The sequence below is a fragment of the Ovoidimarina sediminis genome (genome assembly GCF_032586175.1).
GTDB classification, from domain to species: domain Bacteria; phylum Pseudomonadota; class Alphaproteobacteria; order Rhodobacterales; family Rhodobacteraceae; genus Ovoidimarina; species Ovoidimarina sediminis.
The window spans coordinates 228,711-249,184 of the sequence record NZ_JAWHTE010000002.1 but is presented as its reverse complement, the minus strand read 5'-3'; the positions used below and the strand labels follow the sequence as shown (position 1 = coordinate 249,184).

The 20,474-nt window shown below is 65.4% G+C and carries 17 protein-coding genes; 10 read left to right on the top strand and 7 right to left on the bottom strand.

Translation table 11 applies throughout. From position 1 onward, the window contains the following. Nucleotides 1-52: 52 nt before the first annotated feature. Both RXV90_RS04155 and RXV90_RS04150 read left to right on the top strand, forming a co-directional pair. Complete coding sequence (locus RXV90_RS04155) at nt 53-1,126, top strand: ABC transporter permease (protein WP_316647063.1); 1,074 nt, start codon at nt 53-55, stop codon at nt 1,124-1,126. Next, nucleotides 1,123-1,896: an ATP-binding cassette domain-containing protein gene (locus RXV90_RS04150; RefSeq protein ID WP_316647062.1), complete on the top strand. Its 774-nt coding sequence runs from the start codon at nt 1,123-1,125 to the stop codon at nt 1,894-1,896. Before RXV90_RS04155 ends, RXV90_RS04150 begins: the two co-directional genes overlap by 4 nt. A gap of 4 nt (nt 1,897-1,900) precedes the next feature. On the opposite strand, the gene RXV90_RS04145 is transcribed toward RXV90_RS04150, so the two are convergent. Both RXV90_RS04145 and RXV90_RS04140 read right to left on the bottom strand, forming a co-directional pair. Continuing rightward, nucleotides 1,901-2,605, bottom strand: coding sequence for a winged helix-turn-helix domain-containing protein (locus RXV90_RS04145; protein WP_316647061.1), 705 nt, complete (start codon nt 2,603-2,605; stop codon nt 1,901-1,903). After that, nucleotides 2,577-2,864, bottom strand: coding sequence for a hypothetical protein (locus RXV90_RS04140; protein WP_316647060.1), 288 nt, complete (start codon nt 2,862-2,864; stop codon nt 2,577-2,579). The genes RXV90_RS04145 and RXV90_RS04140 overlap by 29 nt, the downstream gene beginning before the upstream one ends. Before the next feature lie 171 nt (nt 2,865-3,035). On the opposite strand from RXV90_RS04140, the gene RXV90_RS04135 reads away from it, so the two are divergent. From RXV90_RS04135 to RXV90_RS04125, 3 genes are all read left to right on the top strand, one after another. Further along, nucleotides 3,036-3,500 carry a hypothetical protein gene (locus RXV90_RS04135; RefSeq protein ID WP_316647059.1) on the top strand — a complete coding sequence of 155 codons (465 nt, stop codon included), beginning with the start codon at nt 3,036-3,038 and terminating at the stop codon, nt 3,498-3,500. A 189-nt stretch (nt 3,501-3,689) separates the two neighbouring features. Further along, a complete protein-coding gene (locus tag RXV90_RS04130) occupies nt 3,690-4,325 on the top strand; it encodes a ribonuclease HII (RefSeq protein WP_316647058.1) in 636 nt (211 codons plus the stop codon). A 91-nt stretch (nt 4,326-4,416) separates the two neighbouring features. Continuing rightward, on the top strand, nt 4,417-5,514 hold the full coding sequence (locus RXV90_RS04125; protein ID WP_316647056.1) for a site-specific DNA-methyltransferase: 1,098 nt from the start codon (nt 4,417-4,419) through the stop codon (nt 5,512-5,514). 88 nt (nt 5,515-5,602) lie between these two features. Here RXV90_RS04125 and RXV90_RS04120 read toward each other — a convergent pair whose 3' ends face one another. Together RXV90_RS04120 and RXV90_RS04115 are read right to left on the bottom strand one after the other, a co-directional pair. Then, nucleotides 5,603-6,376, bottom strand: coding sequence for a substrate-binding periplasmic protein (locus RXV90_RS04120; RefSeq protein WP_316647055.1), 774 nt, complete (start codon nt 6,374-6,376; stop codon nt 5,603-5,605). 33 nt (nt 6,377-6,409) lie between these two features. Next, complete coding sequence (locus tag RXV90_RS04115) at nt 6,410-8,491, bottom strand: putative bifunctional diguanylate cyclase/phosphodiesterase (protein ID WP_316647054.1); 2,082 nt, start codon at nt 8,489-8,491, stop codon at nt 6,410-6,412. 219 nt (nt 8,492-8,710) lie between these two features. Here RXV90_RS04115 and gpmI point away from each other — a divergent pair, with 219 nt between their 5' ends. From gpmI to RXV90_RS04090, 5 genes are read left to right on the top strand one after another with little or no spacing between them, the layout of a single operon-like run. Continuing rightward, entirely contained in the window at nt 8,711-10,234 is a 1,524-nt protein-coding gene (gene gpmI, locus RXV90_RS04110) for a 2,3-bisphosphoglycerate-independent phosphoglycerate mutase (RefSeq protein WP_316647053.1), read from the top strand. Further along, nucleotides 10,231-11,361, top strand: coding sequence for a murein hydrolase activator EnvC family protein (locus RXV90_RS04105; protein ID WP_316647052.1), 1,131 nt, complete (start codon nt 10,231-10,233; stop codon nt 11,359-11,361). The genes gpmI and RXV90_RS04105 overlap by 4 nt, the downstream gene beginning before the upstream one ends. After that, nucleotides 11,358-12,701 carry a S41 family peptidase gene (locus RXV90_RS04100; RefSeq protein WP_316647051.1) on the top strand — a complete coding sequence of 448 codons (1,344 nt, stop codon included), beginning with the start codon at nt 11,358-11,360 and terminating at the stop codon, nt 12,699-12,701. The genes RXV90_RS04105 and RXV90_RS04100 overlap by 4 nt, the downstream gene beginning before the upstream one ends. A gap of 8 nt (nt 12,702-12,709) precedes the next feature. Further along, the gene (locus RXV90_RS04095; RefSeq protein ID WP_316647050.1) at nt 12,710-13,183 is read left to right on the top strand and encodes an RNA pyrophosphohydrolase; all 474 of its coding nucleotides are present in this window, start codon (nt 12,710-12,712) and stop codon (nt 13,181-13,183) included. Nucleotides 13,184-13,223: 40 nt separating this feature from the next. Then, nucleotides 13,224-16,271 carry an error-prone DNA polymerase gene (locus RXV90_RS04090; protein ID WP_316647171.1) on the top strand — a complete coding sequence of 1,016 codons (3,048 nt, stop codon included), beginning with the start codon at nt 13,224-13,226 and terminating at the stop codon, nt 16,269-16,271. A gap of 4 nt (nt 16,272-16,275) precedes the next feature. Here the strand turns inward: RXV90_RS04090 and RXV90_RS04085 are convergent, their stop codons facing one another. The 3 genes from RXV90_RS04085 to RXV90_RS04075 all read right to left on the bottom strand — a co-directional run bounded on the left by RXV90_RS04085 (nt 16,276) and on the right by RXV90_RS04075 (nt 20,456). Beyond that, nucleotides 16,276-17,529: a lytic murein transglycosylase gene (locus RXV90_RS04085; RefSeq protein WP_316647049.1), complete on the bottom strand. Its 1,254-nt coding sequence runs from the start codon at nt 17,527-17,529 to the stop codon at nt 16,276-16,278. 98 nt (nt 17,530-17,627) lie between these two features. Continuing rightward, nucleotides 17,628-19,859, bottom strand: coding sequence for a ribonuclease R (gene rnr / locus RXV90_RS04080; RefSeq protein WP_316647048.1), 2,232 nt, complete (start codon nt 19,857-19,859; stop codon nt 17,628-17,630). Between the two features lie 39 nt (nt 19,860-19,898). Beyond that, a complete protein-coding gene (locus tag RXV90_RS04075) occupies nt 19,899-20,456 on the bottom strand; it encodes a TIGR04282 family arsenosugar biosynthesis glycosyltransferase (protein ID WP_316647047.1) in 558 nt (185 codons plus the stop codon). Between the last annotated feature and the right edge of the window lie 18 nt (nt 20,457-20,474).

The window sequence follows — 20,474 nt, the reverse complement described above, 5'->3', positions numbered from 1 at the left end:
ATTCTGTTCCATATAGACTATCCGCGCGTCCACTGGGGAGGGAGGGGCTGTCATGTCCATGCAAAGCACTGACAGGGATGACTACGAAAGCGCGTCATCCGGCGCGTCCACCGATGTTGCGAGCTTCGCCCCGCACCGGAAGGGCGCGGTTGCCGCCATTCAGCATATCCTGCACGTCAACCCCTCCTTCGTGCCGCTGATCGTTCTGATCGTGGCCATCATCCTGTTCGGCGTGCTTCTGGGGTCGAAGTTCTTTTCCCCCTTCGCGCTGACCCTGATCCTGCAACAGGTGCAGATCGTCGGCATCGTCGCGGCCGCGCAAAGCCTCGTCATCCTGACAGCGGGAATCGACCTGTCGGTGGGCGCGATCATGGTGATGTCGTCGGTGGTGATGGGGCAATTCACCTTCCGCTACGGGCTGCCGCCGTCGATCGCCATCATCTGCGGCCTCGCCGTGGGCACCGCGATCGGTGCGCTGAACGGCTGGCTCGTCAGCCGCGTCAAGCTGCCGCCCTTCATCGTGACGCTGGGCATGTGGCAGATCGTGCTGGCCACGAACTTCCTCTATTCCGCGAACGAAACGATCCGCTCGCAGGAGATCGAGGCCGAGGCACCGCTTCTGCAACTCTTCGGATACACGTTCGAAATAGGGGCCGCGCGGTTCACCGTCGGCGTCGTCTTCATGCTTCTTCTGATGTTCGGGCTGGCCTATGCGCTCAAACACACGGCCTGGGGGCGGCATGTCTATGCCGTCGGGGATGATCCCGAGGCGGCAGAGCTGTCGGGCGTCAACGTCCACAAGACGCTGATGTCGGTCTACATGCTGTCGGGGCTGATCTGCGCCTTCGCGGGCTGGGCCCTGATCGGGCGGATCGGCTCGGTCTCGCCCACCTCCGGCCAGCTTGCCAATATCGAAAGCATCACCGCCGTGGTGATCGGGGGCATCTCGCTCTTCGGCGGCCGGGGCTCGATCCTCGGGTCGCTCTTCGGGGCGCTGATCGTTGGTGTGTTCACGCTGGGCCTCCGGCTTCTCGGCGCTGATGCGCAGTGGACGTTCCTGCTCATCGGTATTCTCATCATCGCCGCTGTCGCGGTCGACCAGTGGATCAGAAAGGTGTCGGCATGACGGAACCCATTCTCAAGGGCCGCAACCTCGTGAAGCGGTACGGCAAGGTCACCGCACTCGACCATTGCGATTTCGATCTGATGCCGGGGGAAATCCTGGCGGTGATCGGCGACAATGGCGCCGGGAAATCGACCCTGATCAAGGCGATTTCGGGGGCGGTGGTGCCCGACGAGGGCGAAGTGTTCCTCGAAGGAAAGAAGGTGCACTTCCCCACGCCCATCGCCGCGCGGGAAGCAGGGATCGAAACCGTGTACCAGACGCTTGCGATGTCGCCCGCCCTGTCGATCGCCGACAACATGTTCATGGGCCGCGAGATCCGGAAACCCGGAATCATGGGCACGTGGTTCCGCAAGCTCGATCGTTCGGCGATGGAGAAATTCGCCCGCGACAAGCTGTCGGAACTGGGGCTGATGACGATCCAGAACATCAACCAGGCGGTCGAAACGCTCTCGGGTGGCCAGCGCCAGGGTGTTGCCGTGGCACGCGCCGCCGCCTTCGGATCGAAAGTCATCATCCTCGACGAACCAACCGCCGCGCTCGGCGTGAAGGAAAGCCGCAAGGTGCTGGAGCTGATCCTCGATGTAAGATCGCGCGGCATTCCGATCATCCTGATCAGCCACAACATGCCGCATGTCTTCGAGGTGGCGGACCGGATTCACATCCACCGGCTCGGTCGTCGGCTGACCGTGATCAAACCCGGCGACTACTCGATGTCGGATGCGGTGGCCTTCATGACCGGCGCGAAGGAACCCGAACAGGCCGCGGCCTGAACCGTCAGACGATCCTGATCACGTCCTTCTCGCAGGCCAGCATGTAGCCCTGCTTGGTGATCGTCTTGACCAGAAGTTCCGCGACAAGCTGGTTGCCCAGCGCGTCGCGCAGCCGCTTGATCCGCGTGGCACCGGCCGCCTCGTCACATTCCGCCGCATCGCGGCCCGAGATCACACCCTCAAGCTCGGCGCCCGACAGAATGTCGTCGTCAAGCCGCGCCTCTGCGAGCGCCGACAGGGTTTCAACCATCGCGCCCGTCAGCCGGAACTCCATGGAATTCACGATCACCGTCCCCGCCTCGCGGTTGATCTGCAGGTTCGACACCTGCAGGCCCTGGCGCTCGATCTCGCCCATCCGCCGGTTCAGCACGACGATGGTGACAAGGAAGATAAGCGAGGCGATCAAAAGGCCGGTCGCGAACACCATCAGAACGAAGATGACGAAACGGTAACCGGCGAGCGTCTCCGAAAACGCCGTGCCCGACTGGGCCAGGATTTCCAGAAGCTTGATCTCGGCCTCCGAGGTCAGGTCGTCGTTCTCGATGAACAGCCGCTCCACCCGCGCGTCAAATGCGTTGGCGTCGGGCAGGTTCACGAACAGAAACACGGCAGCGCCCGCGAGGATCACCACGATGGCGATGATCCCGAAAGCGACAATCCGTGTGCCGGCCGCCCGGCTGTCAGTAACGGAGGAAGAACTTCCCTGCACTCGCCTTCCTTTGTTCGAGACCGCGCTGATCGAAAACCTGCATCACGTTGAGAAGCGTCCACCCACCCCGCTTGAGCCGCTGCCCGACAACCCGCTGTGCCGCGTTCCGGTTCGCGCAGGCCGCGCCGTCAAGCTGCATCACGCCGTAGTGCAGGCGCAACGGGCTATCCTTCTTTGCCTTGTAATCGGCATAGCACGCCGCCTGCGCGGCGCCCGCGCTGAAGACGATAAGCGAAAGGATGATCAACCATCTGGTCATGGGGCGACTGTCCGATACCTGCCCCGGTAATTCAATAACCGAGCCGGGGTTTGCCCGGTTATCGCATATCAGGCCCCGGTTATTGAGTATCTCAGGGAACCGGCGCGAGGCTCGATCCATCAGTTGTCCGCCAGCCCTCAAACGGCGGACTGGGTGGAGGAGTACCAGGCCATGATGACGATAGGAAAGCTGAAGACGGTGACGATGATCGCGGTGATCTCTCTTGGAATGACGGCGGCAGCCCCGGTGCGGGCCGCGGATGCCGAGGATATCCTGGGCGTGATCGTCGGGCTCGCCGCGATTGCGGCGATCGCCGACAAACTCGACGATGACGACGATCGCGGATCGGCGCACCGAACCTATCGGGGCGACAGGAACACCCGGTATTACGACCAGCGTCGTTCGCGGCGCTGGGTGCTTCCGGAGGATTGCCTGCGGCGGGTGGAAACGCGCCGGGGCGACCGCACCGTGCTGGGCCGCCGCTGCCTCGAACGGAACGGGGTTCAGACCGCACGCCTGCCGGATCGCTGCGAATGGCGGGTCGACACCCGTCGCGGACCGCGCACGGTCTACGGTGCGCGCTGCCTGCAAAGGGCCGGCTACGAGATCGGGCACAGGCACAGCCGCCGCCGCTGAGCTTTGAGAATACGGGCAGCGCCATCCCCGCACGATTTGCGCGCTGTCCGGTGGGCCGCACCCCAAGGTGCGTGCTTGTGGGGGTAACGAGTATCAGGGCGGGCCGGTCCCTCCGGTCCGCCCATATTTTTTTCCGGAGTGGCGCATTCGCCTTGCGGATCGGGGCCCGGTTGGGGTTCTGTCCTCCCCATGGGGCACGAATTGCCGACATACGAATTTGAGAAGGCCCGGCGCGCGGAAGGATACGCGCGCATCGCCGGGGTCGACGAGGCGGGGCGCGGGCCGCTGGCGGGCCCCGTCGTGTCCGCCGCCGTGGTGCTCGATCCCGCCTCAATCCCCGCGGGTCTCGCGGATTCCAAGAAGCTGACGGCACGCCGGCGCGAGGCGCTTTTCGACGAGATCCGCACGGCCTGTACCGTCGGCGTCGGGATCGCCACGGTGGCCGAGATCGACAGCCTGAACATCCTGCGCGCCGCGCATCTGTCGATGTGCCGGGCAATCGCCGATGCCGGTGGCGCCGCCTTCTGCCTGATCGACGGCAACCTCGTGCCCGAGGACTGCCCCGCCCCGGCCGAGGCCGTGGTGAAGGGCGATGCGCGCTGCCTGTCGATCGCCGCCGCCTCGATCATCGCGAAGGTCACGCGCGACAGGATCATGGTGGGTTTGGCGCAACAGTACCCCGGCTACGGCTGGGAGAAGAACGCCGGCTACCCGACGAAGGCCCATGTCGCGGCGCTGGAAGATCTAGGGGTGACCCCAGAGCATAGACGCTCCTTCGCGCCCGTCCACAATATATTGTGTCGAGAAAAATCTGTAAGCCCCTGATTCAAAAAAGAATTTGACGGCGAATCACCTTTGACTCATCCTCTGGTCAACAAACGCGACCCCGCAAAAGGGGCTCGGGACAGAGGCAGATATGACAAGACGTGCGACACCGGGGGCATCCGAGCTTCCGCTGAATTCGATCCTTGCGGGCGACTGCATCGAGGCCATGAAGGGCCTGCCCGACGCGTCGGTGGATCTGATTTTTGCCGATCCGCCCTACAACCTTCAGCTCAAGGGGGAACTGCACCGGCCCGACAACAGCCGCGTCGATGCGGTGGATGACGCCTGGGATCAGTTCTCTTCCTTCGCGGCCTACGACCGCTTCACCCACGCCTGGCTGGCCGAGGCGCGGCGACTTCTGAAACCCGATGCGGCGATCTGGGTGATCGGTTCCTACCACAACATCTTCCGCGTCGGTGCGGCGATGCAGGATGCGGGCTTCTGGGTTCTGAACGATGTCGTGTGGCGCAAGTCCAATCCGATGCCGAATTTCCGGGGCAAGCGGCTGACCAACGCGCATGAAACGCTGATCTGGGCGTCGAAATCCGAAGGCGCGAAATACACCTTCAACTACGAGGCGCTGAAGGCGCTGAACGAAGGCGTGCAAATGCGCTCCGACTGGGTGCTGCCGATCTGCACGGGGCACGAGCGGCTGAAGGACGCCAATGGCGACAAGGCCCATCCGACGCAGAAGCCCGAGGCGCTTCTGCACCGGGTACTGATCGGCACGACGAACCCGGGCGACGTGGTGCTCGACCCGTTCTTCGGAACGGGAACGACGGGGGCCGTGGCGCGGATGCTGGGGCGCAACTTCGTCGGGATCGAGCGCGAGGCGGCCTATCGCGAGGCCGCGGAGGCGCGGCTGAAACGGGTGCGCAAGCTAGATGCAGAAGCGCTCGAGGTGTCGGTCTCGAAGCGCGCGGAACCCCGGGTGCCGTTCGGGCAGCTCGTGGAACGCGGGCTTCTCCGGCCGGGCGAGGTGCTGGTGAACCCCCGCGGCCAGACCGCGAAGGTGCGCGCGGACGGTACGCTGATCGCCGACGACGTGAAAGGATCGATCCACCAGGTGGGCGCGGCGCTGGAGCGTGCCCCCTCCTGCAACGGGTGGACTTACTGGATGTTCCGGCGCGAAGGTCAGCAGATCCCGATCGACGTGCTGCGCCAGCAGATCCGCTCGGAGATGAGATAACAGAGGTACCGCCTGTGCCTGTGGCCATCCACGGCACCTCGACTGGCCCCGCTCAACCGGCGGGGCCATTTTTTTCGGGGCCGCCCCGTCAGAAACTCGGCATGAGCGCGGGGTTATTCGGCGGCGCGATCGCCAGGTCGCCGAAATAGCGGCGATGCAGCCGGTCATAGGTGCCGTCCGCGATCAGGCGCTGGCTCGCGGCGTGGATACGCTCGATCAGCGCGGGGTCGAAATCGGGTGAGGCGGCAAGCCAGATATCCGAGGCCTCGATCGGGGCCCCGATAACGAGATCGGCGATGTCGCGGCCAAGTTCGCCGGTCCAGACGAAACGGGCCCGCACCGTCACCGTGTAAACCGCGTCGACACGGCCCGATGCCAGCTTCTGAAAGCTCGAATTGCCCACGCCCGGATCGAGGTTCGTGAACCCCCTGGCTTCGAGCAAACGGGCGTGAACGCTGCGCGCGCCGATCCGCGCGAGGCCCCGCGCCGCGTCGATGCTGTCGATGCGCGGCCCGGTGGTGAGAAAGGCGCGCTCGGCCGTGATCAGCCGGGTGACCCAGCGAAAGCTGGCCTCGCGCTCCGCCGTGCGCGTGGCCCCGAAGAGAAGCGCGCCGCTGCCACCGGTGACCTCGCTTTGCGCGCGGCGCCAGGGCAGATAGGAAATCTCAAGGGCTATCCCCGCCTCCGCCATCACCGCGGCGACATATTCGTGGAAGAAGCCGGGCATCTCGTATTCGTGGCCGCGCGAAAGCGGTGACAGCGCGCTCGACGTATAGGCGCGGATCGTGTCTGCGGCCTTGGCGGGCCCCGCTGAAACGATGCCTGCAAGCAGAAGGATCGCGATCGGGAAAACTCGGAACATCTTTGCCCTCGTCTTGGGTTGGTGACGCGGGGCTCAGCCCGCAAGATGAAAGCGGCCCGGCTCGCCGGCCTTGAGAAACCGTGTCGCATCGTCGGGGTGAAGCGGCGGGCTGAAGTGAAAGCCCTGCGCATACTGACAGCCGCGCTCGGCGAGGAAGGCAAGCTGCCCGGGAGTTTCGACACCCTCCGCCACCACGTCGGCGCCAAGCCCGGCGGCGATGGAAAGGAACCCGTCGATGATGACCTCCGCGGATTTGTCCTTCCCGATGCCGGCGGTGAACTGGGTGTCGATCTTCATTTCGTGGACGGGAAACTCCTTCAGGTGCCGGAACGAGCCATAGCCGGTGCCGAAATCATCCATCGAGATGCGCAGGCCGAGTTTCTCGAACCGGTCGATCGCATCGCGAATGATCTCGATCCCCCGGTTGATGAAGATATCCTCGGTGATCTCGATTGTGATGTACCGGGCGAGGCCGGAATGCCCGGCGATCAGCAACTCGATCTCCTCGCGGCCCTCCCGGGTGGCAAGGCTCTGCTCGTCGATGTTGATCGCGACGCGCCCGGGATCGAGCCCCGAGTCGACCCACTGGCGCACCTGTTCCAGGACTGTCGAAAAGATCGCGCGGTTGAATTCGGCCTGCAGGCCGAAGGCCTCGATCTGGGGCATGAAATCCCCCGGGGTGCCGATCGTGCCATCGGGCTTGCAGCGCCGCGCGAGCGCCTCGAACCCGCAGATTTCGCCGGTCGCGATCTCGATCTTCGGCTGGAAGAAGACGGCCAGGTTGCCTTGGGCAATGTCCTGAAGAAGTTCTTCCTTTTCATTCAGGTTGATACCGCGCGCCTTCATCCTGACCGGATCGTAAATCGAGAATGCCGTGCCCGATTTCCGCTTGAAGGAATACATCGCCGCATCGGCGGCGGCCGCAAGATCGTCGATCCGGGCGGAAACATCGATTGCGCGGGCAAGCCCGATGCTGCCTTGCGCCGAAACCTCCCGGTCGCCGATATCGACGGGTTTTTCGAACACCTCCGTGATCCGCTCGGCCATGCGCAGGGCCTGCGACCGCGTGCGAAGGTTCCAGAACAGGATGCCGAATTCGTCCCCGCCCAGCCGGACGAGAAGATCGCTTTCGCGCACGACCTCCCGCAACCGCCGGGCAATCTCGATCAGGAAGCGGTCACCGGCGCGGTGCCCGAACGTATCGTTGATCGGCTTGAAACCGTCGAGGTCGATCAGGGCAAAGGCCACGCCCTGCAACCCGTCCGGCGTCAGGAAGGCAAGGTCGTCGCCCGCCTCGTCAAGCGAAACGCGGTTCGGCACGCCAGTAAGCGGATCGATCCGGCTCGCTTCGGCCTGCTTGCGCGCCGCCGCCTCGCTCGCCGCAAGTTCGCGCATCTTCTGCGCGCTGTCCTTGAAGGCCACGACCGCGCGCGCAATGTCGCCCACCTCGTCGGACCGGTCCGTATCGCTGACCGGAAAGGCGGTCTCGCCGCGGGTGACCTGCCGGATCATCCCCGCAACCCGCACCAGCGGTTCCACGATCCGCCCGGTGATGATGAAGACGCAGGCGCTGAGAACCAGCGTCGTCGTCAGTCCGAGGACAAGCGCCGTCTCATAAGCCTCGTCGATACTGTCCTCGATCACCGCGCGCGAGAACCCGGCATAGAACCAGCCGATCGTTTCACCGTCGAACTGGATCGGGCGGCTGACGAGACGAAAACTTTCGGTGTCCAGGAAATTCATGCCTCGTGCCTCGCCGGAGCGGATCAGGCTTTGCAGCTGGCCGATGAGAATGTTCCATTCCGGCTGCCAGTCGTTCGCGCGCGCGCGTTCCACCACCAGACCCTCGACATCGACGCGGGCGAATTCCCATGTCTTCGACCGGTCGAGCCCGACGAGCACGTGATCGATCCAGCTTTCCTCGAAGTTCCATGCCGCCGCCGCAAGCGTGGGCTCGACGGTGTCGACGACCAGCGCCGTTTCGGCCTCGAAGAACAGCCACAGGCGATCTGTCAGAAGCTTGGCCCAGATCGCCGTGTAAACTGCGAGCGAGATCGCGAGAAGCGCGATCACCGCCGCGGCGTGTCTGAGCTTGAGTGACCGGAAGCTGATCATGGTGTATCCCTGAGCATTCCGGGTTGAAGTGGGGGGAAACCGAAAAGAATTCTTTAATTGCGCGCGACCGCAAACCGGAAATCCCCTAAAATCCGCGCCAATCCAACGTTCGCGCACAACTTGGCGCAACGTCGTTTTAAGGCATCCCCACGCTGCCGGGCGGTTTCACTCGGACGCGAAGCGGGATAGTAAGCGCGTGTTGTCGTGAGGGAGCCATCCATGTCCACGCCGAAGCCTGTCGTCCTCTGCATTCTCGACGGTTGGGGGCTGCGTCCCGAGGAGGAGGCGAACGCCCCGGTGCTTGCCGACACCCCCAATTTCGACCGGCTGATGGCGGAATGCCCCTCGGCACAGCTGATCACTCACGGCCCGGATGTGGGCTTGCCCACGGGACAGATGGGCAATTCTGAAGTCGGCCACACCAATATCGGCGCGGGCCGGGTCGTGGCGATGGATCTGGGCCAGATCGATCTTGCCATCGAAGATGGCAGCTTTTCCGAACAGCCCGCCCTGACGGGTTTCATCGACAAGATGAAGGGCTCGGGCGGCACCGCCCACCTGATCGGGCTCGCCTCCCCCGGCGGCGTGCATTCGCATCAGGCGCATATCGCCCATGCCGCGAAGGTGATCGCCGGGGCCGGCATCCCGGTGGCCGTCCATGCCATCACCGACGGACGGGATGTGCCCCCGAAATCCGCTGACAGCCAGGTAGAGGATCTGATCGCCGCGCTGCCCGAGGGGGCCAGGATCGTGACCGTCACGGGCCGCTACTACGCGATGGATCGCGACAACCGGTGGGAACGCGTGGAAACCGCCTATGCCGCGATGGTTCGCGGCGCGGGCGCGCATCACCCTGGGAAAGACCCGGTCGAAGTGATCCGCGAGTGCTATGCCTCCGGTGTGACCGACGAATTTCTGCCCGCCACCGTGATCGGCGACTACCAGGGGATGCAGGACGGCGACGGCGTGTTCTTCATCAACTTCCGCGCCGACCGGGCGCGGGAAATCCTCAGGGCCATCGGAGAGCCCGGGTTCTCCGAATTCGACACCGGCCCCCGGCCCGAATTCGCCGCCCTTCTGGGGATGGTCGAGTATTCCGACAGGCACAACGCCTACATGGAAACGGTCTTTCCCAAGCGGGAGATCGTGAACACCCTAGGCGAATGGGTGGCGAAGCAGGGGCTGAAGCAATTCCGCCTCGCGGAGACTGAGAAATACCCCCATGTCACCTTCTTCCTGAACGGCGGCAAGGAAGATCCCGAGATGGGCGAAGACCGAAGCATGCCGCCCTCGCCCAAGGTCGCGACCTACGATCTTCAGCCAGAGATGTCGGCGCCCGAGGTGACGGCGGAATTCGTCCGCGCGATCCGCGCCGGCTATGACCTAATCGTCACGAACTATGCCAACCCCGATATGGTGGGTCATACCGGCGATCTGAACGCGGCGATCCGGGCCTGCGAAGCGGTCGATGCCGGGCTTGGACAGGTGATCGACGCGCTCCGCGAGGCGGGCGGCGCGATGATCGTGACGGCGGATCACGGAAATTGCGAAACGATGGTCGATCCTGAAACCGGCGGTCCGCATACCGCGCACACCACCAACCCGGTGCCCGTGATCCTCCATGGCGGGCGGCCCGGGGCGCGGCTGACGAACGGGCGGCTCGCGGATCTTGCGCCCAGCCTGCTCGATCTGATGGGCCTGCCGATCCCCGAGGAAATGACGGGACGGAGCCTGATCAAGTGACACTGCGCGCGCTGATCGCGGCGATCTGGATCGGTATCCTTCCGGCCGCGCCTGCGCAGGCCCAGGCGGCGCCCGCGGCGGCAGAAGCGCTGCGCGACGCCGCCGGGCTTCTGAACCAGGCCGAAAGCGCATCCGAGCGCGTCGCGGCCTATACGGAAGTGATCCGGGCCTACGAGGCCGGGCTCGCCGATCTCAGGGGCAACCTGCGGGAAACGAGCCTCAGGCGCCGCGCCCTGGAAGACACGCTTGCCGAGCGTCAGGAACAGCACGGGCGCATGATCGAGGCGCTGATCGCGCTCGAACGCCGCGGCCTTCCGCAATCCATCGTGCATCCGGCCGGTCCCGTCAGCGGGCTCCGGGCGGGCCTGCTTCTGGCCGAGATCACCCCGGCACTCGAAGCACGGGCCCGCGAAACCGCATCGCTTCTCGAAGAGATCCACCTGATCGAGGAATTGCAGACGGGCGCCGAGACGCTTCTTGAAACCTCCCTTCGCTCCACCCGGGTGGCGCGTACCGAACTCAGCAAGGCGATCGCCGAACGCCGCACGCCCGACGCCGTGTCGGCCACCGATGCGGCCACGATGCAAGCGCTGGTGAACAGCGCCGATACGCTCGAAGGTTTCGCCGAAAGCCTGTCGGGGCTGGGCGATGCACCGGCCGAGGCGCTGGCCGATCTCGAAAACCCCTGGCCCGCGCCCGCCCCGGGCGAGGTGCTTCACAAGTTCGGCGAAACCGGGATCGACGGGGCGGAACGCGATGGCGTGTCGCTCGCCGTTACCTCGGGAACGCTGGTCACATCACCCACCGCCTCCACCGTGCGCTATGCCGGCGAACTCCTCGATTTCGGGCTGGTGGCGATCCTCGAACCCGCGCCGTCGGTTCTGATCATCCTGGCCGGGCTTGGAAACGCCCTTGTTTCCCAGGGGGATATTGTTGCCGAAGGCGATCCGATCGGCTGGATGCCGGGCCTTGAGGCCGATCCTGAACAGAAATTGATCGATCCGAACGGGAACAGTGGTCAAGATGTGCCGGAAACGCTTTATATAGAAGTGAGGAAAGGTCAGAAGCCGCAGGACCCGGGAGCCTGGCTGCAACTGGCCACAGAGACAGGAAACGACCGACAATGAAGAAGTTCGTACTGGCCGCGGCAGGCGGCACCCTGGCAGGTATCCTGCTCTCGACGCAGGTGGCAGGCCCGCTTCTGGCGCAGGAAGCCGAGAAAAGAACCTCTGTCTACGAGCAGCTCGATCTTTTCGGCGACATCTTCGAACGGATCCGCGCGCAATATGTCGAGGAAGTGGACGAGGAAGATCTGATCGAAGCGGCGATCAACGGGATGCTCACCTCGCTCGATCCCCATTCCAGCTATCTCTCCCCCCGCGACGCGGCCGACATGCGGGTACAGACCCGCGGTGAATTCGGCGGGCTCGGGATCGAAGTCACCCAGGAAGAGGGCTTCGTGAAGGTCGTCTCGCCGATCGACGGCACCCCCGCCGACGAGGCCGGGATCGAGGCGGGCGATTTCATTACCCATGTGGATGGCGAAAGCGTGCTGGGCCTGACGCTGGACGACGCGGTTGAGATGATGCGGGGGCCCGTGGGCTCTGAAATCGTCATCACGGTGGTACGCGAAGGGGTGGACGATCCCTTTGATGTCTCGATCATCCGCGACACGATCAAGCTGACGGCGGTGCGCAGCCGTACGGTTGGCGATACCGTCGTGCTTCGGGTCACCACCTTCAACGACCAGACCTATCCGAACCTCAAGGAAGGGCTCGAAAAGCAAATCGAGGAAGCGGGCGGCATGGATGCGATCAATGGCGTCGTGCTCGACCTCCGCAACAACCCCGGCGGGCTTCTGACCCAGTCGATCCGCGTCTCCGACGCCTTCCTCGAAGCCGGCGAAATCGTCTCCACCCGCGGGCGCGATCCGCAGGATGGCGAACGCTTCAACGCGACCGAAGGCGATCTGATCGACGGCAAGCCGATGGTCGTGCTGATCAACGGCGGCTCGGCCTCGGCTTCGGAAATCGTGGCAGGCGCGCTGCAGGATCACCGCCGCGCGATCGTCATCGGCACCAAGAGCTTCGGCAAGGGATCGGTGCAGACGGTGATGCCGCTTCGCCAGGAAGGCGCGATGCGCCTGACGACGGCGCGCTACTACACGCCGTCGGGCCGCTCGATCCAGGCGCTTGGCATCTCGCCCGATATCGTGGTGGCCCAGCCGCCGCGCCGCCCCGAGGCGGAGGACGAGGATGAAGAAAGCGCGGCACGCCGCAACCGGTTCGAGTCGGATCTGCGCGGCAGCCTCGACAATGACAGCCTGACCGAAGATCAGCGCCGCCAGATCGAGGCCGATCGCGAAAAGGCCGAACAATCCGCCCGGCTCCGGGACGAGGATTACCAGCTCGCCTACGCGATCGACATCCTGAAGGGGCTTTCCGCGCTCGGTCCCGCGGCGGAGTAACCGTCCCGGTGACCGATCGGGGCACTCTTCCCTACCGGCCCTGCGTCGGGGTTGTTCTTGCCCATCCCGACGGCCGTGTCTTCGTCGGCGAACGCATCGACACGCCGGGCGCCTGGCAGATGCCGCAGGGCGGGATCGATCCGGGCGAAACGCCCGAAGCGGCGGCGCTCCGCGAGCTTTGGGAAGAAACCGGCGTTCCCGCAAGGCTTGTGACGGTCGAGGCCGGAACGTCGGACTGGGTGCGCTACGAGTTGCCCGACCATCTGATAGGTAAGCTCTGGAAGGGCCGGTTCCGGGGGCAGGAGCAGAAATGGTTCCTCCTGCGGTTCGGGGGCTCGGATGCCGATATCCGGATCGACACCGATCACCCGGAATTCTCGCGCTGGTGCTGGCTGCCGGCCTCTGAGGTCGTCGAACAGATCGTGCCGTTCAAGCGCCCCGTCTACGAAGCGGTGATGGCGGAGTTCGAGGGCGCGCTTTAACGACTCCACAGAAGAACAAAACGTGAATATACTCCGCGTCATGTTCGCGGAACTCAACGCCACCTCCAACTTCACCTTCCTCCACGGGGCCTCTCACCCCGAGGAATACATGTCCCGTGCCGGGTTTCTGGGGCTTTCGGCGGTGGCGATCGCCGACGAGAATTCGGTCGCCGGGATCGTGCGCGCCCATACCGAGGCGCGGGAAATCGCGCGCGCGGTGCAGCTGCGCCGGGAGGCCCCCGAAATCGGCCCGCCACGGCCCGCACACCTGCCCCGCGCCCGGTCGGCCGATATCCTGAACGCCCCGCGCCTTCTGCCGGCTGCCCGGATCGTCACGACGGATGGCTTCACCGTCACCACGCTGCCCACCGACCGCACGGCCTGGGGGCGGCTTTGCCGGCTGATCTCCCTCGGCCGGCTCAGGGCGGAAAAGGGCAGCTGCCACCTGACGCTCAGGGATGTGCTCGACTGGGGCGAGGGTCAGATCTTCCTGATCCACCCCGGCGGCCCCGACTGGCTGGCCGATGCGCGGCGGCTGGTGCGGGCCTTTCCCGAACACTGCTACCTGATGCTTGCGCCCCGCTATGACGGGCAGGATCGCGAGCGGTTCGGCCACCTCACCCGGCTTGCAGACGAAATGGGCCTGCCCACCGTTGCCTCCGCCGCGCCGCGCATGCATCACGGCCGGCGCCGAAGGCTTGCCGATGTGCTGACGGCAATCCGGCTCGGGGCGAGGGTGGAAACGCTTGGCCGCGCGGCGCTCGCCAATGGCGAACAGCGGCTTCGCGCGAAGGACGAGATGCTGCGCCTCTTCGACGGCTTCGAGGGCGCGGTGGCCCGGGCACAGGCCGTGGCGGACCGGCTGACCTTCTCGCTCGACGTCCTGCACTACGAATACCCTTCCGAAGTGGCCGATGGCGAAAGCCCCGCCGACAGGCTGCGGCGCCTCGCCCATGAGGGCTTCAACTGGCGCTACCCCGCGGGTGCGCCGGAAAAGGTGCGCGCGATGCTCGAACACGAGCTTACGCTGATCGCGAAGCTGAATTACGAACCCTACTTCCTGACCGTGCGCGACGTGGTCGCCTTCGCCCGGTCGCGCGATATCCTCTGCCAGGGCCGGGGGTCGGCGGCGAATTCCGTCGTCTGTTTCTGTCTCGGCATCACCAGCGTCAGCCCGGAAATCGGCACCATGGTGTTCGAACGCTTCGTTTCCGAGGCGCGGAACGAACCCCCCGACATCGACGTCGATTTCGAACACGAGCGCCGCGAGGAGGTGATCCAGCATATCTACGAACGCTATGGCCGCCACCGCGCGGGGCTCTGCGCCACGGTCATCCACTATCGCGGCAAGCGGGCGATCCGCGAGGTCGGCCGCGTCATGGGCCTGACCGAAGACACGATCAGCGCCATCTCCTCGCAACTCTGGGGCTTTTTCTCGACCAACGGGCTCGAGGATCAGCGGTTGCGCGAAATCGGGCTTGATCCCACCGACCGGCGGCTCGCCCAGACGATGGAACTGATCTACGAGATCCAGGGCTTCCCGCGCCACCTGTCGCAGCACGTGGGCGGGTTCATCATGACGGAGGGGCGGCTTGACGAACTCGTACCGGTCGAGAACGCGACGATGGAGGATCGGACGGTCATCCCCTGGGACAAGGACGATATCGATACGCTGGGCATTCTGAAGGTCGATGTTCTGGCGCTCGGAATGCTGACCTGCATCCGCAAGGCCTTCGGCCTTATCCGCCAGCATCACGGCACCGCCTACAGCCTTGCGACGCTGCCGCCCGAAGACCCGAAAGTCTATGAAATGCTGTGCAAGGCCGACAGCCTGGGCGTGTTCCAGGTCGAAAGCCGGGCACAGATGAACTTCCTGCCCCGGATGAAACCGCGCTGCTTCTATGATCTCGTGATCGAGGTGGCGATCATCCGGCCGGGGCCCATACAGGGCGACATGGTGCACCCCTACCTCAGACGGCGGAACGGGGAGGAAGAGGTTCGGTTCCCCTCCGATGAACTGGGCCAGGTGCTGGGCAAGACGCTGGGCGTGCCGCTGTTCCAGGAACAGGCGATGCAGATCGCGATCGTGGGCGCAGGCTTCACGCCGGAAGAGGCCGATCGCCTGCGCCGCTCGCTCGCCACCTTCAAGAAACACGGCAATGTCAGCGAATTCCGCGGCCGCTTCCTCAAGGGCATGCGCGCGAATGGTTATGACGAGGATTTCGCCGAACGCTGCTTCAGCCAGATCGAGGGCTTCGGCAGCTACGGCTTTCCCGAAAGCCACGCGGCCTCCTTCGCGCTTCTGGTCTATGCCTCCTCGTGGCTCAAGTTCCATCACCCCGGAATCTTCGCCTGCGCGCTTCTGAACTCACAGCCCATGGGCTTCTACGCCCCCGCCCAGATCATCCGCGACGCCCGCGAACACGGGGTCGAGGTGCGGCCGGTCGATATCAACCGCTCCTACTGGGACAATACGATGGAACCGGCGCAGGACGGGCGGCTCGCGCTCAGGCTCGGCTTCCGGCAGATCAAGGGGATGCGCGAAGAGGATGCGGCCTGGATCACCGCCGCGCGCGGCAACGGCTATGGCAGTGTCGAGGATGTATGGCGCCGCGCCGGGGTGGAGCCCCGCACCTTGCACCGGCTGAGCGAGGCCGATGCCTTCGCCACGCTCGGGCTCGGGCGGCGCGACGCGCTTTGGGATGCCAAGGCGCTGGTCGCGGATACGCCCCTGCCGCTCTTTTCCGGCGATATCGACGGAGAGGCGATTTTCGAGCCCGCCGCCCATCTTCCCCAGATGACGGAGGGCGAGGAGGTGATCGAAGATTACGTCTCCATGCGCCTGACGCTTCGAAAGCATCCGATCGCCTTCCTCAGGCACCGGCTGACGCCGCCCCCCGGGCAGGCGGTGGCAGACACCGCGCCGCCCGGCACCCAGCGGCGCGCGATAGCGGGGCCGTCCGGCCGCCACCCGAGAAACGCAAATCCCGTCGGTCGGCACTTCTCCGACGCCACCGGGCTGACCCGCACGGATGCGTGGGAAAAAGGCAAGTCGGGCGGCTTCGACCGAAGCTCGCACCGGGGCTGAACGGCTACCGCAGGCGGCGCAGGATCTCGTAACTCGCATAACCGTCGGGGATCATGCCCACCGACCGCTGAAACCGGCGGATCGCCTGGATGGTGTTCGGCCCGATGATGCCGTCGACGCCCTGCGTATCGAACCCGGCCCCTGTCAGCCGGCGCTGCATCTCCTGCTTTTCCGAGAACCTCAGCGCGCGGTCATCCACCGGCCAGTTGGCCTGGATCGGGCGGCCCCCGCCAATCCGGTCGGACAGGTGGCCGACCCCGATCACATAGGCATCCGCCGTATTGTAGCGCTCGATCACGTGGAAATTGTCGAAGATCATGAAGGCCGCGCCCTGCGCCCCCGCGGGCAGCAGGATCGAGGCGCGCCCGTGTTCGGGAATGCGGTTGCCCGCCGCGTCGCGCACCCCGGCAGCCATCCATTCGCCCACCGATTTCTTGATCCGCTCCCCCGACTGGGAATAGTCGAAGCCGCGCGGCAGCCGCACTTCGATCCCCCAGGGTTGCCCCTTCGTCCAGCCGAAGCGCGCAAGATAGGCCGCGGTCGAGGCCAGCGCATCGGTCGGATCGTCCGACCAGATATCCCGCCGCCCGTCGCCGTCGAAATCCTGTGCATAGGCCAGGTACGAGGTCGGAATGAACTGCGTATGCCCCATCGCACCGGCCCAGGATCCGGTCATCCGGTCGGGCCGCACATCCCCCGACTGCACGATGCGCAAGGCCGCGATCAGCTGTTCCTCGAAGAACCGGCCGCGCCGCCCGTCGAAGGCCAGTGTCGCGAGGGCAGAGATGATCGGCGTGTTCCCCCGGAACGATCCATAGGCGCTTTCCAGCCCCCAGATCGCGACGACGACCTCGGCTTCCACGCCATAACGCGCCTCAATCGCGGCAAGCGTGCGCTTGTGATCCCGCAGTGCCGCCTTGCCGTTCTTCACCCGTGTGTCAGACACCGCCGATTCCAGGTATTCCCAGATCTGTTTGGTGAATTCCGCCTGGTTCCTGTCGCGCTGAATGACGTCGGTGTCATAGCGCACCGACTGAAACGCCTGGTCGAACACTTGGGGCCGGATGCCCTGCGCCACCGCGCGGCGCCGGAATTCGGAAATCCAGCGCTCGAAGGCCACGTTCGACACGCGGGCCTCGACGCTCACCTCCACAAGCCCGGGAATGCGGGCCTCCGGGCGGGGCGAGATGTCGGGCGCAATGGCGAAGGATCCGCTACCCGCCACAGCGAGGACGGCGGCAACCAGAAAAGATCGCATAAGGGCACCTGCATTTTTTTGGTCTTTGCTGCTCTGGCCCAGTGTAGCGGAAATCCCGCGATCTCCAAAGCGGGTTCATCGCGGTCGGCGGCAGGTTGCTACTTGCGGCGGCGGCGTACGACGCGCTTCTTTTTCGGCGCGCCGCCCCGTTTTGCCCCGCGTTTGCGGGGGGTTGGCGCGGGCATGGCCTTGTCTTCGATCTCGATCAGGTCAAGCCTCAGGCCGCCGGTGATCGGCACGGCTTCCGCCAGCCTCACGGTCACGCGCTGGCCGATTCCGATGGTCATGCCGGTATCGGCCCCCATCAGGGTCTGGCTCTCCCGGTCGAAGTGAAAGAACTCCCGCCCCAGCTCGCGAATCGGTACAAGCCCATCCGCCCCGGTTTCATCCAGCTTCACGAAAGCGCCGAATCGCGCGACCCCGGAAATGCGCCCGGTCATCTCCGTCCCCACCCGTTCGGAAAGGAAGGCGGCAAGATAGCGGTCGGTCGTATCGCGCTCGGCGGTCATCGAACGGCGCTCGGTCTCCGAGATATGGGTGCCAGTCGCCTCCAGATCCTCCATTTCGCCGTCGGAAAGCCCGTCCTCGCCCCAGCCATGAGCGCGGATCAGCGCGCGGTGCACAACCAGGTCGGAATAGCGCCGGATGGGCGAGGTGAAATGCGCGTATTTCTTCAGCGCAAGGCCGAAATGCCCGAGGTTGTCGGGGCTGTAATAGGCCTGTGCCATCGACCGAAGGGTGGTGAGGTTGATCAGCTCGTCGTAATCCGTGCCCTCGGCCTGCGCGAGAAGCGTGTTGAGGTGGCTGGTCTGAAGCACCCGCCCCTTCGCAAGCACAAGCCCCGAGGCTTCCGCAACCTCGCGCAGCGCGTCGAGCTTTTCGGGCGCGGGTTCCTCGTGAACCCGGAACAGAAGCGGCGTGCGCCGGGCCGTCAGATCCACCGCCGCCGCGACATTCGCGAGCACCATGAACTCCTCGATCAGCCGGTGCGCATCCAGCCGTTCCTTGAACGCGACCGATCGCACGCGGCCCTTCTGGTCGAGGATGATCTGCCGTTCCGGAAGATCGAGGTCGAGCGGCTGACGCGCCTTGCGCGCCCGGGTCAGCGCCTCGTAAGCGGCGTAAAGGGGCGCGATCACCTCCGTCACGAAAGGCTCCGTCCGCTCCGTCGTCTCGCCCTGCCGTGCGGCCTCGACCTCTTCGTAAACAAGGCTCGCCCGCGACCGCATCATCGCGCGCGCAAACCTGTGCGACAGAAGCGCGCCATCCGCATCCACCCGCATCTCGACGGCGATGCAGGGCCGGTCGACCCCTTCGTGCAGCGAACACAGATCGCCCGACAGCCGGTCGGGCAGCATCGGCACCACCCGGTCCGGGAAGTAGGTGGAATTGCCCCGGCGGCGCGCCTCGCGGTCAAGCTCGGATCCCGGGCGCACGTAATGCGCCACATCGGCGATCGCCACCCAGATCACGTGGCCGTCGGGGTTCCCCGGGTCATCGTCGGGCCTGGCCCAGCAGGCATCGTCATGGTCCCGCGCATCGGCCGGGTCGATGGTGACGAAAGGCAGGTCACGCAGGTCTTCGCGTCCCTCCGCCGTCGCCTCCGTCGCCGCCTCGGCAGCTTTCAGCACCGCCTCGGGAAACCGGTTGGGGATCCCGTGCTGGTGAATCGCGATCAGCGAAACCGCCTTCGGCTCCGAAGGGTTGCCCAGCCGCTCGACGACCCGCGCCTTCGGCAGACCCATCCGGTCCTTCGGGCCGATCTGTTCGGCCTCCACCAACTCGCCGTCTTCGGCCCCGTTCAGATCCCGCGCAGGCACGAGCCATTCGCGATCCGCGCCCTTGTCGATGGACAGGATCCGCCCCGTCTCCGCCCCAATCTTCAGAACGCCGAGGATCCGGCGCGGGCTGTGGCCGATGCGCCGGATCAGGCGGCCGGTGTAAACCTTGTCCTCACCCTCCACCAGCGTCAGCCGCGCGAGGATCCGATCGCCGGGGCCAAGCGCGGGGTCCGATCGCCGCAAGGCAAGGTGAATGCGGGGGCTGTCGCCCGTCCCGGCCCATTCAAGCGGGCGGGCGGTCAGATCGCCATCCGCATCGGGCTCCAGCACCTCGAGAACGGCAACCGGCGGCAACCGCTCGGGGTCGCGATAGGTCTTGCGGCGCTTTTCAAGGTGCCCTTCGGCCTCAAGATCCTTCAGGATCCGCTTCAGATCGATCCGGTCCGCACCCTTGATACCGAACGCCTTCGCGATATCGCGCTTCGACGTCTGCGTCGGATGCTGGGAAATCCAGTCGAGGATCTCTTTCTTGGAAGGAAGCCGTGCCATGCCCCCGGCTAGCACGGCTGCGGGATGCCGTCATGTCGATTATTGGCGGCGCAGATCCTCAGCCCGGTCCACATCGGCAAGCCGCCGTGCGCGGGCAAGGGCAAGCGGCGCGAGGCGTCGCACCGTATCGTCAAGGGCATGATCCGTTGACCATCGGACGCCGGCGAAGGCCCCGGGCGGAAGACGGCGCCGCGCACCAAGTCCGATACACCAGTAGCCCCCGTCTTCCGACGGGCCGATCACCCCGTCATGGCCCCGCATCCGGTCGAAAGCCTCGCCGATGACGGCCCGGTCGATACCGGGAATGTCGGAACCGATAAGAAGTGCGGGCGCCCCCCGAACCGCGTGCAGGGCCCGCGCCATTCTCGCCCCAAGATCGCCCCGGCCCTGCGGCATCTGAACGACGTCGGAAGGCCAGGTCCGCAGGTGAAGCGGGTCAAGATCCGGCGCAACGGCCAGCACGATCCTCCACCGCGGGTCGCGCAGCCGGCGCAGAAGCCGCCGCACCTGGTGCCGGTACCACCACGCCGCCGGAACCATCCCGAGGTCGCGCCCAAGCCGGGTCTTCACACGCCCCGGACGGGGCGCCTTCACCATCACGATCAGGGCAGGCCG